The 14,545-nt window shown below is 51.7% G+C and carries 15 protein-coding genes and 1 rRNA gene; 1 reads left to right on the top strand and 15 read right to left on the bottom strand.

Annotated elements, in window-relative coordinates; genetic code table 11:
- From EYB31_RS28060 to ytaF, 7 genes are all read right to left on the bottom strand, one after another.
- Positions 1-211: ribosomal RNA gene (locus EYB31_RS28060) — 16S ribosomal RNA — on the bottom strand; the annotation flags it as partial.
- A gap of 330 nt (positions 212-541) precedes the next feature.
- A complete protein-coding gene (ligA, locus tag EYB31_RS28055) occupies positions 542-2,560 on the bottom strand; it encodes an NAD-dependent DNA ligase LigA (protein ID WP_131016789.1) in 2,019 nt (672 codons plus the stop codon).
- 54 nt (positions 2,561-2,614) lie between these two features.
- Positions 2,615-4,936, bottom strand: coding sequence for a DNA helicase PcrA (gene pcrA / locus EYB31_RS28050; RefSeq protein ID WP_131016788.1), 2,322 nt, complete (start codon positions 4,934-4,936; stop codon positions 2,615-2,617).
- A gap of 20 nt (positions 4,937-4,956) precedes the next feature.
- Complete coding sequence (gene pcrB, locus EYB31_RS28045) at positions 4,957-5,646, bottom strand: heptaprenylglyceryl phosphate synthase (RefSeq protein ID WP_131016787.1); 690 nt, start codon at positions 5,644-5,646, stop codon at positions 4,957-4,959.
- A 364-nt stretch (positions 5,647-6,010) separates the two neighbouring features.
- The gene (locus EYB31_RS28040) at positions 6,011-6,796 is read right to left on the bottom strand and encodes a spore coat protein (RefSeq protein ID WP_131016786.1); all 786 of its coding nucleotides are present in this window, start codon (positions 6,794-6,796) and stop codon (positions 6,011-6,013) included.
- Between the two features lie 19 nt (positions 6,797-6,815).
- Positions 6,816-7,061 (bottom strand): hypothetical protein, encoded by a 246-nt coding sequence (locus tag EYB31_RS28035; RefSeq protein ID WP_131016785.1) that lies wholly within the window; start codon positions 7,059-7,061, stop codon positions 6,816-6,818.
- A gap of 193 nt (positions 7,062-7,254) precedes the next feature.
- A complete protein-coding gene (ytaF, locus tag EYB31_RS28030) occupies positions 7,255-7,890 on the bottom strand; it encodes a sporulation membrane protein YtaF (RefSeq protein ID WP_131016784.1) in 636 nt (211 codons plus the stop codon).
- A 124-nt stretch (positions 7,891-8,014) separates the two neighbouring features.
- Here ytaF and EYB31_RS28025 point away from each other — a divergent pair, with 124 nt between their 5' ends.
- Complete coding sequence (locus EYB31_RS28025; protein ID WP_131016783.1) at positions 8,015-8,671, top strand: DUF1232 domain-containing protein; 657 nt, start codon at positions 8,015-8,017, stop codon at positions 8,669-8,671.
- Positions 8,672-8,730: 59 nt separating this feature from the next.
- Here the strand turns inward: EYB31_RS28025 and EYB31_RS28020 are convergent, their stop codons facing one another.
- The 8 genes from EYB31_RS28020 to EYB31_RS27985 all read right to left on the bottom strand — a co-directional run bounded on the left by EYB31_RS28020 (position 8,731) and on the right by EYB31_RS27985 (position 14,529).
- Positions 8,731-9,663 carry a DUF4340 domain-containing protein gene (locus EYB31_RS28020; protein WP_131016782.1) on the bottom strand — a complete coding sequence of 311 codons (933 nt, stop codon included), beginning with the start codon at positions 9,661-9,663 and terminating at the stop codon, positions 8,731-8,733.
- A complete protein-coding gene (locus EYB31_RS28015) occupies positions 9,660-11,048 on the bottom strand; it encodes a GldG family protein (RefSeq protein ID WP_131016781.1) in 1,389 nt (462 codons plus the stop codon). The genes EYB31_RS28020 and EYB31_RS28015 overlap by 4 nt, the downstream gene beginning before the upstream one ends.
- Before the next feature lie 12 nt (positions 11,049-11,060).
- Positions 11,061-11,774, bottom strand: a complete 714-nt coding sequence (locus EYB31_RS28010) for an ABC transporter permease subunit (RefSeq protein ID WP_131016780.1) — start codon at positions 11,772-11,774, stop codon at positions 11,061-11,063.
- Complete coding sequence (locus EYB31_RS28005) at positions 11,767-12,933, bottom strand: ABC transporter ATP-binding protein (RefSeq protein ID WP_131016779.1); 1,167 nt, start codon at positions 12,931-12,933, stop codon at positions 11,767-11,769. The genes EYB31_RS28010 and EYB31_RS28005 overlap by 8 nt, the downstream gene beginning before the upstream one ends.
- A 336-nt stretch (positions 12,934-13,269) precedes the next feature.
- Positions 13,270-13,599: a type II toxin-antitoxin system RelE/ParE family toxin gene (locus EYB31_RS28000; RefSeq protein ID WP_131016778.1), complete on the bottom strand. Its 330-nt coding sequence runs from the start codon at positions 13,597-13,599 to the stop codon at positions 13,270-13,272.
- A gap of 3 nt (positions 13,600-13,602) precedes the next feature.
- Entirely contained in the window at positions 13,603-13,848 is a 246-nt protein-coding gene (locus EYB31_RS27995) for a type II toxin-antitoxin system prevent-host-death family antitoxin (RefSeq protein ID WP_131016777.1), read from the bottom strand.
- A gap of 82 nt (positions 13,849-13,930) precedes the next feature.
- Entirely contained in the window at positions 13,931-14,353 is a 423-nt protein-coding gene (locus tag EYB31_RS27990; RefSeq protein ID WP_131016776.1) for a spore germination protein GerPE, read from the bottom strand.
- Positions 14,350-14,529, bottom strand: a complete 180-nt coding sequence (locus EYB31_RS27985) for a spore gernimation protein GerPD (protein ID WP_165452657.1) — start codon at positions 14,527-14,529, stop codon at positions 14,350-14,352. The genes EYB31_RS27990 and EYB31_RS27985 overlap by 4 nt, the downstream gene beginning before the upstream one ends.
- Between the last annotated feature and the right edge of the window lie 16 nt (positions 14,530-14,545).

Raw genomic sequence — 14,545 nt, 5'->3', positions numbered from 1 at the left:
GCCCCGTGTTTCTTGATCTCCTCATGCGAGAAAACCACTCATCCGGTCTTAGCTACCGTTTCCGGTAGTTATCCCGATCTTACAGGCAGGTTGCCTACGTGTTACTCACCCGTCCGCCGCTAACCATTCCCGAAGGAATGATCCGCTCGACTTGCATGTATTAGGCACGCCGCCAGCGTTCGTCCTGAGCCAGGATCAAACTCTCCATTAAGGTTTGTTTAATATAGCTCAATTCATTGCTGACTTGCTTGTTCAATCAAACTTCATTTGTTCAGTTTTCAAAGAGCTTTTTTGTCACTTTAAGCTTGTACTTCTTTTCGCCGTGACAAGTATTTATCTTACCATTTTATAAAGTTCATTGCAAGCTTTATTTCTTTCCAACTCTCGTTCACCTTTTGCGGCGACAAAAAGTAATGTACCACAGAATGGCTTAGCTTTGCAACATTAAATTTTACAGAGAGCATATTTTTTATTCATCCCCGATGAATGTTTCTATTAGGAAAGGCGGTCCTTCTACAAGGACCGCCCCTTTGGATGTGTATCAGTTCCCGTCTAAAAGCCGGAGCAGTTCCTGTTCATCATCGATGATTTGGATGCCCAACTCCTGCGCTTTCGTTAACTTGCTGCCCGCACTCTCTCCGGCTATGACGATATGTGTTTTCTTCGATACGCTGCCGGTCACCTTGGCTCCGAGCGCCTCCAGCTTTTTCGAAAGCTCGTCACGTCCCATTAGAGATAGCGTCCCCGTAAGTACAACGGTCTTCCCAAAGAACGGGTTATCGTCAGCTACAGGCTCCTCCCTCTCCTCTACAACCGGAGCTACACCGGAACGCAGCATTCGCTCTATGCACTCCAGCATGTTCGCATCCTGAAAAAAGGATACGATGCTATCAGCCACAATGCCGCCAATGTCATGCAAGGTCGTCAGCTCATCGGCCGTAGCGGCCATCAGCGGCTCCAACCCCCGGAAATGGTCGGCAAGCACTTTGGTCGTTGTAATGCCGGTGTTTGGGATACCCAGCGCATATAGGAAAGAAGCGAGGCTGCGGGTTTTACTGTTCTCAATAGCATCCAGCAAGTTGCGCGCCTTCTTCTCGCCGAAACGATCCAATTTGACGAGATCCTCAAATTGCAAATCGTATAAATCGGCCGGATTGCGTACACCCAATTCATCGTACAACTGCTCAGCCGTTTTCTCGCTGAATGTTTCGATATCCATCGCGTCCCGCGAGGCGAAATGGGCCAGCCACGCAATCGACTGCGGTTTGCAGCCCAGCTTGTTAGGGCAAAAAATATGCGCGCCGCGCTGTTCCAGCATAGTCCCGCAGGAAGGACAATACGTTGGCGCAACAATTTCGCCGCCATCCTGTTCCTCCGTCACCTTTCCGAGAATTTCCGGAATCACATCGTTGGAGCGCCGTATATAAATAAGAGTGCCGATCGCATGTCTCAAGTTTTTACGCTCGATATCGTCCATGTTGTTCAGCGTGCAATTGCGGACGGTGACGCCGGCCAGCTCAACCGGCTCCACCACGGCGGCAGGGGTAATCTTACCGGTTCGCCCGACATTCCAGTTGACCGCTTCCAGTATCGTTGTTGTCTCTTCCGCTTCGAACTTGAAGGCAACCGCCCAACGCGGGAACTTTTCCGTGTAGCCTAACACCTCACGTGTGCGCATATCGGTGATTTTGACAACGGCTCCGTCGATCAGGTAATCCAAAGAGTTGCGCAGCTCTTCAATCGTGTGTAATTCTTCAGCTACCGCTTCGATCGAATCGAAGAATGTAATGCGCGGACTGACCTTAAACCGGTTCTCCTGCAAAAACGCCAGCATATCGCGCTGGTCGGCAAACGCAATACCGTCGGTATAGCCAATATTGTAAAAATAGGCGTTCAGGCGCCGTTCCGCCGTCACCTTGGGATTCAAGTTGCGCAGTGCTCCGGCGGCGGCATTACGGGCGTTTTTGAGCGGCTCAGCAGCGGTTTGGTTGTACGCCTCAAGCACGGATAAGTTCATGATGCCCTCGCCTTGCACTTCAATAGTACCGTCCGTAAACGGGATTTGCAGCGGAATGGAACGAATGGTTTTTACCTGCGGAAGAATGCCTTCGCCTACCGTACCGTTGCCCCGGGTGGACGCTTGAACCAATTCGCCCCCGCTATAAGTCAAATTTAAGGTCAGACCGTCAAATTTTAGCTCGACGGCAAATGTAAAGGGCGGCAGCGGATCTTCCGGGTTCTGTGTATTATATTCATTAAACAGCTTCAACGCCCGGGTGTGCCATGCTGTAAGATCTTCGTTGTTTTGCGCCTTATCGAGGCTCCACAAGCGAGCTTGATGCCGATGCGGCTCAAACCCCTTCAGCAGTTCCCCGCCCACCCGCTGCGTCGGGGAATGAGGCAGGATGATGCCGGTTTCGCGCTCCAACTCCACCAGCCGGTCGTACAGCTTATCCCATTCGGCGTCGCTGACCGAAGGCTGATCCAATGTATAGTACAAATGATTATAATGATTGATTTGCTCAGCGAGGGCTTTCATTTCATGAACGGCATCCGCCATCGAAAAACATCCTCTCTATCATCATCCGCTATCAGGATGAAGTTCTTTCATAAATTATTCCACTTTCGTAATCGGCGCAAACCTCGCAAGCAGCCGCTTGACCCCGGTCGGAGCCGGGAATGCGATCTGCAGCTCGGCGTCGTCGCCGGTACCCTTGATGGCGACGACGGTGCCTGTGCCCCACTTGCCGTGGGCCACCTTATCGCCGACCTTGTAGTCGGCGGCCGGAGCCCCCGGTGCAGGGGGCGCGATGCGCCCGGCCGCGGATGCGCCGGGGCTGCCGCTTGCCGCGCCCGGTACGGGCGCGATGCCGCCGCCAAGGCCGGGGCGGCCAAAGCCGCCCGCGCTGCCGAAGGCGCCGGACCGCGCCGGGGCGGAACCGCCGCCGCGGCTAAAGCTGCCCATGCGGCCGAAGCTGCCGCCGGCGGAGACCACCTCGAGCAGTTCCTCGGGAATTTCCCCGAGGAACCGCGAGGGCGCGTTCATCGTCGTGCGGCCGAACAGGGTCCGCATCCGGGCGCACGACATGTACAGCTGCTCCTCAGCGCGGGTAATGCCGACATACGCCAGCCGCCGCTCCTCCTCCAGCTCCTCGTTGTCCATAAGCGCGCGGCTGTGCGGGAAGACACCTTCCTCCAGGCCGACAATAAACACAACCGGAAACTCCAGCCCTTTGGCACTATGCATCGTCATCAGTACGACACCTTCGCTGCGGTCGGCCTCATCTTCATCCATCGAATCGATATCCGCAATCAGCGCCAGATCGGTCAGAAACGCGACAAGCGATTTGTCGTCGTTGCGATTCTCGAACTCGAGCGTTACGGATAGGAACTCTTCGATGTTCTCGAGCCGCGCTTTGGATTCGATCGTGTTCTCGCGGTGCAGCTCTTCCTTATAACCGGAAAGCTGCAGCACCTGTTCGGTCAGCTCGGTTACCGACAAATAATCGACCATCCGGTGCAGATTGTCGATCATCTCACGAAAAGCGGCAAGCGCATTGCGCGCCTTACCGGTAATCTCATACGATTCCACCTCGTCCAGCGAGGCAAACAAGGAGAGGCCGCGTCTTCCCGCGATTTCCGCAAGCCGGTCTACCGAAGTGTCCCCGACGCCCCGCTTCGGCACATTAACGACCCGCTCGAAACTGATGTCGTCATCCGGATTGGAAATCAGCCGCAAGTAAGCAAGCAGGTCTTTAATTTCCTTACGGTCGTAGAACTTGATGCCGCCGACAATCTGGTACGGAATGTCGGACTTGATCAATATTTCCTCGATCACCCGGGACTGCGCATTCGTCCGGTACAAAATCGCATGATCGCTGAATGAACGCCCTTTGGACACATTGGCGTTGATCTGGCTGGTTATGAAATAACCTTCCTCATGCTCGGAGTCGGCTTGATACAGCCTGACTTTGTCGCCGCCCGCCTTATCCGTCCATAAGTTTTTCGGCTTGCGCCCCGAATTGTTACTAATCACTTTATTGGCCGCATTCAAAATATTTGCGGTGGACCGATAGTTCTGCTCCAGCATAATCGTCTCGGCATTTGGATAGTCTTGCTCGAAGTTCAATATATTGCCGATATCCGCTCCGCGCCAGCGGTAAATGGACTGGTCGCTGTCGCCGACGACGCAGAAGTTCTTGTGTTTGTCCGCCAACATCTGGCAAAGCATATATTGAGCGCGGTTCGTATCCTGATATTCGTCCACATGAATGTAGCGAAACTTGCTCTGGTAGAAATCGAGCACTTCCGGCACATCTCTAAACAGTTCGATGGTCTTCATGATCAAGTCGTCGAAATCAAGCGAGTTATTGTGCTTCAGTTTCTTCTGGTACAGCTTATACACCTTGGCCACGATGCCTTGAAAGTAATCGCCGATCTTGTTCTCATACCGATCAGGCGAAATCAGCTCGTTTTTGGCGTTGCCGAGCTCCGCCTGAACCGCTTTGGGCTCAAATTTCTTGGTGTCGATGTTAAGTTCCTTCATACAATTGCGAATAACCGACAATTGATCGCCGGAATCAAGTATCGAAAAATTCGACGTAAACCCGATCCGCGATATATCTTTACGCAAAATGCGCACACACATCGAGTGAAAAGTCGATACCCATATATCTTCCGCTGCAGGGCCGACGAGCTTGCTGACCCGCTCCCTCATCTCGCGTGCCGCTTTGTTCGTAAATGTAATCGCCAAAATACTCCACGGCGCCACTTTACGGGCTCCGATCAAATACCCGATACGGTGAGTCAGCACCCGCGTTTTTCCGCTTCCCGCCCCGGCCATAATCAGCAGCGGGCCTTCCGTTGCCTCAACGGCTTTTCGCTGCTGCGGGTTGAGCAGCTGCACCGCTTTTAATATATTAATAGGTTCATTCATAACTTAACGATCCTTTCCTCTTAGAACTTGACCGCCGACACGGTGGCCAGCGCTTGCTCCAAATCGTCGTATACGGCATTGCCAACCACGATGGTATCACACGCTGCAGCTGCCAGCGAAGCCTGCTCAGGTCCGGCGATCCCTCCGCCGTAGAATAATCTGGACTGCCGGAGCAGCCCACGGACCTTGGCAACAGTTTGCATATCGCCGAATACGCCGCTATACTCCATATAAAAAATCGGACAATGAAGCAGCCGGTCCGCCATGCGCGCGTACGCTTCTATATCTTTTACCGATACCGCAGCATCCGCTTCCGTCACGCGGGCGGCTGTCGATTGTCCGTTTAACATAACGTACCCTTCCGTCAACAACCGGTCCCAATCCAGCAAGGCGCCGTATTCCTTCAGCGCTTCGCGATGATGTCCGATGACCCAGTCCACATTGCGGCTGTTCAGCACCATAGGAATCATAAACAGGTCAAAACCCGGCACAACCGCTTCCTTGCTCGACAGTTCCAGCACACACGGCACTTCGAACCTCCGCACACGCGCCAGCAAATCAACCGTATTCTCAAAAGTGACTCCGCTGGAGCCTCCGACCATGACCGCATCGGTGCCCGATATGCATACCGCTTCAAGCGCCTCGTCCGATAATTCGCGGTCCGGATCGAGCTTGAACACATGCTTCCACTGCTTGATATCGAGATTCAAAACGATGACCCTCCGCTTCAACTACATCTATATTCAAGCTCAAAAAGTCGATTTTCAGCACCGAGACAACCGCAAGAACCTGAAGTAAAAGGAGCGGAGTTTAGGCAGGCCTAAATGAGCGCCGATCTTCGAAAGCGATCAAGATGGGATGTCCAAGCTAACGATGCTGCTCCCCGATCGCAAGATGACTTTTTGAACAACCTCATTGTTGCCAAATTTAAGTCTATGATACCCTATGAAGACTGTCAAACGTACAATAGTCATAATTTCATTATATCCAGTAAGAACACACATTCGCAATTCATTGGCAAAAAAAAGAAGGCCTTCCCGGCAGTCAGAGCCGTGTGGAAGACCTTCTTCTTCATTAGAACATATATTTGGTGTTATGCGATGCGCTGCTAGCCTCTCCGCTCGCGCTGTTGCCGCTGCTGTTCCACTGATCCGCTGAGCTGGCGCTCATTGACGTATAAGAGCTGCCCGTGCTCGGACGGCTGGAGGCCGCGTTATAACTTGACCCTGTTGAAACCGTATGGTTTTGGTTTTGGGCTTGCGAGGATCCCGCGTACATGGTTGTCGGCTGAGCCGCGCTCGCAGTAAACTGCGGCTGATGGGATGCAGTCTGACCATAGGACTGACCCGAGGCAGATCCATAACCTTGACTGCCTTGATTATAGTTTGGAAGGTATGTGCTTGCTGCACTGGACCCGCCAAACGACGGCGAGGCGTTCGTCTGGGAAAACGATGCATTCTGCTGCTGGGCTCCTTGCTGTTGATACGCCTGGCTGTTGGCTCCCTGCTGCTGATTGGCTGTTTGCAGCCCGTTTTGCACCAGCATTTGCAATTGCTCCGTTTTTTGCACCTGCTTTTGCAATTCCTGTTGTACCTCTTGCTGGGAAGCCGTCTTCACTTCGCCGTAAGAGCTCGCTTGGCTGATCATGCCGTAAATGTGCGATTGGTCCTGCAGCGTTTTTTGCAGCAGGCTGTGGAACGTCTGATGAACAACCGGCGTGCTCGCTTCCAATGTCGCGGTTGTATACTCTCTGGCCACTCGCTTCAGCTCAGCCAATACAAAATTGGCATGATCCTGATCCTGCAGTTGGGATTGCTGCCCGAACTGTTGGCGGTTCATGGCGTTTTGTTGTTGATACATGGTGTATACCTCCTGAATGTTAGTGCGTGAAGCTGGAATTCATTTGCAGCGCACGCAGCAGCTGGTCGCTGTTTTGCAGACGCTCTTGCGCCATCTGCGCAAACGTTTGTTTCCACGCCGGCGACTGGCTTTCAGCCGCGCCGTGCAGGCACATTTTGGCCAGCAGTTCTTCATTTTTCAGGCAATCGGTTATGTACGCTAATTCTTTGGACGAAATGCCTTTGCCGCTTTGCTGCGACTGTTGCTGCTGTTGTTGATTAAACATGGGCATACCACCCTCCTTTCAAGGTTAACGAGATTAGGTTGCCCGAGATTTACCATTTTATGAATGATTTTAAAAACAAAAAACCGCCTACCCTGCAATCGATTCCACGAGGCTTCTTCTGCAGGGAGAGACGGTGCTTGCTGACAAAAAGTCATAATTGGCGTTCCGGCACGTACAATAAAATAGAACAGGCTCAGCCCAACAATAAATTCCAAGCCATGATGACCAGAATCACACCGCTTAAAACCGTGCCAAATTGGCCTAATGTAAAGGAACCAAGGCGAACTCCGGCTGCTTTACGACCTAAGGAAACACCCAGCCATATCATCACGAAGCTTCCGATCGCCGCAGTAATCGAAATCGCCAGCGGCGACAATCCGATTAATCCTGCACCCAATCCGTTCGTAACGGCATTAGCTGAGAGCGCAGCGCCCAAAATGACCGATTCTCCGATGCCGATGGTTCCCGATTGATCCGCATCCGCCGTTTCAGGGTTCTGCAGCAGCGCAGTCAGCGAGCGGCTGGCCGGTTGATCCGGCACTTCGGCTGCGGAAGCGGCCTTTTTGCGCGGAACTGCCAACATGATGATCCGCATCCCGATCATAAACAGCAGGCCCGCCCCCACCAAATCCGGTAGCACGCCCGGAAGAACCCGGGATAACCACTGTCCGCCGACAATACCTGTGATGCTAAATAAAAAGCAAATGACGGCAATCATTAAATTGGCCCAATGTCCAATACGGATCCCGCGAATCCCATACGAGATGCCGACACCCAAATTATCCAGACTGGACGAAAGCGCGAAGCCCAGTATCATAATCCATTCCATGTTGTTCACTCCTCAGCAGTATATGTTGACATTATATGGAGGATGTTGCACGGAAGTGCATGGTTTTGTTGAGAATTTCTCAACGCCCTTATATTAACAAAGCCGGTTTCCGGGAGTGATCGAGATGACCGAGATGAAACATCCGTCCGATTTAGGCACTCTTTTGGCGCATTTGTTAAAGGAACGCTCCTTGTCCATGCGCAGGCTTAGCAAGCTAACCGGACTCGATACAGCGACGATTTCCAGAATTGTCAGCGGGAAGCAGCAGGCCAAGCCGGAGCACCTGAGATTATTCGCGCTTCATCTCGGAGTACCCACCCTCCAGCTTTTCGCCGCTGCGGGCTTCGACGTCGAACCCGGGCCATGGAACGGATCCGCCGATATTCATGCATCGATTCAAGGTATTAAAGAGACGCTTCAATCCACTCATCTGCTCGACCGGCAATTTACCGCCGATCTGGTAAAAAAAGAGCTGAATAAATATGAAAAGTATGCTCTCACCGAAGAAGGAGAAGGCATCATCCGCGGCGGTTTTGCGGCCAAGGTGGAAAGCGTGAACGGCGTCGGTCCGTTTATCGACGAATTGAAACAAATGTACAGCCAGTTCTGCAATGAGGAAAACCATTCGGAGAGGCGTGCAGTTCTTGGGAGCGCCCTGCTGTACTTCATATTGTCCGCCGACATTATACCCGATTACGTATTTCCGCTAGGTTATTTGGACGATGCGATGGCTGTGCAGATGGCGCTGGAGAAGCTGAACGAGATCGGTTCCATGGATTAACTCGCACAAACAAAAAGCTGCACCGCCATGTATTCATGGGGGCACAGCTTTTTTTACGTTTATTTGGCAGTCTGATCCGGCGTCTTCGTGCCCATGTCGGACAACTCCTGCATCGAAGCTGCCGGAATGGCATATGCCCATTCTCCACCTTGCTTAGCAATCCAGACGTTGTCTCCGTCGCTTTTGCCGGTATACACCGTAACCGTCTCTTTGCCGGAATCGGTTTCCTTGACCTCAATGCGCAGCTCGGGTGCATCCATCTTCACAGTGGATGCCGCTTTAACCAGCTGATCGGTTGCTAAATATATCGCTTTGTCGAGCACATTGCTCGCGTCCGCGCCCTTCAGCTCCCTGTCACCGATCTTCCAGTTGGCATCGTATGACTTCTTATCGGCCTCGGTTTTCGTCAATGTCCACTTGACGCCTTTCCAATCTACGCTGAGGCTTGTGACCTGATCGTAGTTCGTGTGAATCGGACTTTTCTCCATAAAATCAAGCTGCTGCTTGTTTAACGAAGTAACCTGCTGCTCGCTCAGCCGGAATACCTCGCCGGAGCCGCTGGCCAGCGCATAAAAGAAACCGGGAATCGGCACAGGGTCGCCGACGCTAATCACCTTGCTGCTACCGTCTTTCATCGTGACCGTGAACTTTTGACTTGGTTTGTCCAGGCCGTATTTAGCCAAATCGGAAGGGTTGTCTTCCACGGTCTTGTCTTTGGTCGTCAGATTAAACGAATCGATCCAGCTTTCCGCGCTGAAATCGTTCAGCGGAATCGGCGACGGCTTGGTCATCGTCCACACGTTATCTTTCTGCTGCAGCTCGATCGCCGAATCGCCGTTTTGCATGCTGAAGCCGGCGACGTCCTCTTTTTTCACGGTAAAAACCTGCTTCGGCTCGTCTTTCTTTTCCTTGAAAAAATCTTTGCTCGAGGCATACCAGAAGCCGCCGATGCAAATGACGACGAGCAGGAGGGTTGGCCATAACCGCTTCATCCCCGTCTCCTCCTCCACCAGATCGATCCGCCGATCAGCAGGAACAGAATCGGGAACAACAGCACAGTGCCGTAGAAAATCGAACTCGCCTGTCCGCCGGTAATCATCGCCTGTTGAATCGAGTCGCCCGGACGCGGACGGATGGTAACCTGCTCCTTCTGCTCCTGCAACCAACCCACGCTGTTCATTGCGAAGTCGCGGTTGCCCTGCTGGCTGATCGTTTGATCGGTGAGGAAGGTGGAGCCGCCGAGCACGACCGCTTTCGGCTTGTTGTCCTTTGTTTCCACCGCGTACCCCAGATTAAGCGGGCCTTTAATATCGGCGGCATCCTGCTTGCTTTGGTTTTTCGTCAGCAAATCGATATTGGTTTCACCGTAGGCTTTATCCGTTGTTTTCATAATGACGGTTGACGGGTAATCCGCCGAAGGCATATCGACGTTTAACGTCACTGCAAGCGTCAGCATCGTCAACAGGTTGTAGTCGGACAATTTCTTCGTAATATCGTGATATCCGTATTCCGGAATGATCGTCAGCGGATCGAACAGGACGCTTTGCTTCGGCTCGATGGCGACGGCGTGCTGGTCCTTAATACCGTAAACCGCAAGCAGCGCATCGATGTTTTTCCATTTCGTCGCCATGTCCTTGTCGAAGCCAAGTGCGGCGTACAACTTGCCTTTGCCGTTCAAATACTCTTTGATGAGATCCGATTCCTTGTCGGAGACATCACTACGCGCACCGATAATGAACAGCGCTTCAGCATCGTCCGGAATTTTGCCTTCGCGCAGCAAGTTAAGTTCGGCGACTTCGTAATTTTCGCCTTCCAGGCTGCTCTTCCAGACGCTCATCTGATTCAGCGGAATTTCTTGATGTCCGGAAAGGAAATACACCTTGTGCTTTTCCTTGGAGTTCAGGCTCGCCAACGCTTGGGTCAGCTTTTCCTCGCCGCTGAATTGATATTCACCTTGCTGCTGGCCGGGCAGAAACATGCTGTAGAAGCCGATGCTTTTCTTCTGTGTGCCGCTCTCCACGATAATTGTGCCGCCGGGGTCAACCTCATATTGCTTCGCCATCGACGGCTGCTTGACCAAATCGTATTCGTCAAACGTGATCTTGCCGGAGCGCTTCTTATATTCCTGCACCAAATCGACGACTTGCCGTTTGGCAAACGGGTCGGTCTGGTCGCTTGTGAACGACATGATATGCACATCTTTGTCGAGCGCTTTTAACGTATTTTCCGTGCTTTCGGATAATGTGAACTTTTTGCTTTGCGTCAGATCCACCTGAAGGCTTTTTACGGAGTTCAGGAAGATCGTAAGTACGATGAAAATGCCGATAACGGCAAGCGACAAAACAGCGGCGTTCGTGCCGCGAATCCACTTATTCATCACGATTCCCCCTTATCTCCATCTTTTTCTCTCAAGCACCTGGATGCTGAGCACAAGAAATACCGCAACTAATGTCACGTAAAAAAGAATGTCGGCAAAATTCAGCACGCCTTTTTGCAGGTTGCCGGTGCGTGCGATAATCGAAAACTGGGTCAAATATTCTTTGATTTTGCCGCCGACGCTGTCGCCGAGCCAGTCAATCGTCCAGAACACAAGCAGCAGCGCAAACCCTGCAATGCCGGCAACCATCTGATGGGCTGTGATCGACGAAGCGAACAAACCGACGGCCATCATCGCCGCGCCAAGCAGGAACATGCTTAAGTAAGACAACCACAACGTTGTCTGATCGAGCGGTCCGAAACCGCTCATAACGAGCGGGTATAGCAAACTGCCGACGACAAGCAGCAATTGCACCGTCAAGGCGGCCAAATATTTGCCGATGACAATCTCGCTGATACTGATCGGCGATGTGAACAACAATTCGTCCGTACCTTGGCGCAGCTCGTCGGATACGAGGCGCATCGTTAGCAGCGGGATAATAAACAAATAAATAAACGTAATCGTGCCAACCGTCGGCCGAATATCGATAACATTAGGCGGATACAAGAAGTTGGCGCTGAAAAAATACCCCGCAATCAAGAAGAAAAACGCAAACGCCGCATAGGCTACCGGCGAATAAAAATACATCTGCAGCTCCTTGCGGCAGATCGCCATCGTTCTACGCATCGGCGCTCACCTCCTCCTCATCCGATGAACCGCCTAAAGCAGCCTCGTTAGTCGTCAGCTTGAGGAAGATGTCTTCCAAGCTGAGCGATTCTTTCTTCATTTCCAGAATCGGATAACGCAGCTCAGCCATCCGGTAGAACACCGCTTCGCGGATATCGGTCCGGTCGGTGGCCGTTACATGCAGCTTCACACTGCCTTCCGCTCCCGTTTCTGCAGGCGCGCGATCCGCCGCCGCACTGCGTCCGGTTTCGGAGGCCGTCCGCTCCGCTTCGTCTCCGCCTTCAGGCCGTTCTGCCTGCGCCTCGTCCGGGAGCGCATCCTCTTCCGGCTCCGCCGAATGGGACACTTCGGCCAACGTAGAAACTTCTGCCGCAACCGAAGCGGCTTCCCGGTCAAGCTGCTTTACGCTGCCAACGCCGGGCAGCGCTTCGAGCTCGGCGATGATCCGCTCGCGGGGGCCCTTCACTTCCAGCTTTACCTCAAACGTCTCGCCCATCGAGCTGGCAAGCTGATCCGGATGACCGTCCATAACAATTTTACCTTGGTTAATAATCAGCACCCGATTGCAGAGGGAGTTGATCTCCGGCAGGATATGCGTACTGAGCAGCACGGTATGGTTCTCGCCCAATTCACGAATCAGCTGGCGAATTTCGATGATTTGCTTTGGGTCCAGCCCCGAAGTAGGCTCGTCCAGCACAAGCAAATCGGGATTGTGCAAAATCGCCTGCGCCAGCCCGATTCTTTGTTTGTAGCCTTTGGACAAACTGCGGATGATCTGCTTCTCGCGTCCTCGCAACCCAAGCCGGTCGACCACCTCGCCGATCCGTTGTTTTTGTTCTCTAGCCGTGATGCCTCGCAAATCGGCGATAAACTGCAAATACGCCTGCACCGTCATTTCCGGATAAAGCGGCGGCGTTTCCGGCAAATAGCCGATTTTTTGGCGCGCCTTCTTGGGATGATCGGCCATGGACAACCCATCGATCAGAATCGACCCTTTCGTCGGGTTCAAGTAACCGGTAATCATCCGCATCGTGGTCGTTTTACCTGCGCCGTTCGGACCGAGGAAACCCACGATTTCGCCTCTGCTCATCGAAAAATCGATGTGTTCTACCCCCCTGTGGTTCTCATACAACTTGCTCACTTGTTTTACCTCGAGCACACAAGCAGCCTCCTTACGTGGCATGTTAAAAAAATGAATAAATCAGCATTCATTCAATCCATTCCCATTTTTTCTCTTTCTATAACCAAATTCAATATACCCGGGCAACAATAAGATTACCTTAAACGAATCTGAAGAATTGCTTAAAAAGATGTGTCCATAATGTGAACAAACTACTGGAACCCATCCTAAAGTATTGAATCAATTTGATTTTATGTATTCAAAGTATTATTTTGAAGAAACAACAAAAAAGCAGGCGAATGTGTACGGCTCCATACACATTTGGCCTGCTTTTTTATGGTAAACTATTATCGTTTGTTGGTTAGCAAAATCCGTCTATTCTATATCGTTCTGCAAATCACCAAAAAGGATTCGCATATAATCCCGTCTACCATACAATACACGATAGACGGACACATATTCGGCTTCCACCCGGTAAAATATGAGGTAATTTCCGCTAACGATGTAGCGAAAATCAGTTTTCACGTTCATTACTACGGATAACTTATTTCCCATAAATGGAAAACTCGTCAATTGTTCATAACGTGAAATGATCATTTTTATTACACTCACCGCGGCTTCCGAATTGCAAAGCTCCTCAGCGATATATGCTTTGATCTCCTGCAGATCCTGCAATGCAAGGGGGTTGATCCGGATTTTGCGCATAAACTAGACTCCTAGACGGCTCTTAACATCTTCTGATGACAGCCAGCCCCCGTCTTTCACAGCGCTTTCAGCTTCTGATAATTTGGACAATAACTTAATGGTCGCTTGAGTTTTTTCATACTCCTCTATATCCACAAGTACATAACGTCCCCTACCGTTTTTGGTCAAAAAAACAGGTTCATCAACCGCAATATCACGTAGGACTTCGTTATAGTTCCTCAAATCAGAAATAGGCTTAATATTGGGCATGATAACAACTCCTTTCTTTGCTGTTATCATTATACCTGTATCATTCGTAAAATAACACATCAAATATATCACATAATTAGAACTAATCTTCCTTGGGCACCGTTACTTTCACCTGCGGAATCCCCTCGCCTTGCTTCTGAATTTGGCGCTGATGTTTCACGCGCGCTTCCAAATCCATAAACCGGTTGGAGCCGATTTGAAATACAGCGGCCGAGCTGACCGAGATGATATCGACTTTTCCCACCCGGATATAAGGGTCCAGGTACTCCCGCTCCACCTGCAGCGATTCTCTGATGTAAGGCTGCGGGATCGGAATTTTGAACGTGTCGAATTGTTCCAAGCTGGCATCGCCTTCCGAGCCCCAGTATACCGGGATCGTGCGCTGAACCGCAAACACCCTGGCGCGAGAGCGGATTTCCGTGTTATCCCCGACTTGGTAGATCGAACCGAGCACCACGTCATGTATATGGACATACCCCACAACGGACGTTCTGACCTTTGTCATTGCGGATTGGTCAAAGGTACCGGCGCCCCGATAATGAGCGACTCCGGCGGCGTATCAAAGATAGAGGAACACGTAACCACCTCGGTGTCACCGATCAGAAACACAGAGGAGGCGGATACCCCGGTAATGCGAATCTCCCCCACACAAAGCTGTTTATTTTCGATATACACATTCACGCACACCACTCCTTTA

The sequence above is a fragment of the Paenibacillus thalictri genome, from assembly GCF_004307995.1.
Taxonomy (GTDB): Bacteria; Bacillota; Bacilli; order Paenibacillales; family NBRC-103111; genus Paenibacillus_AF; species Paenibacillus_AF thalictri.
The sequence above is the reverse complement of the archived record's forward strand: the minus strand, read 5'-3'. Positions and strand labels throughout refer to the sequence as shown.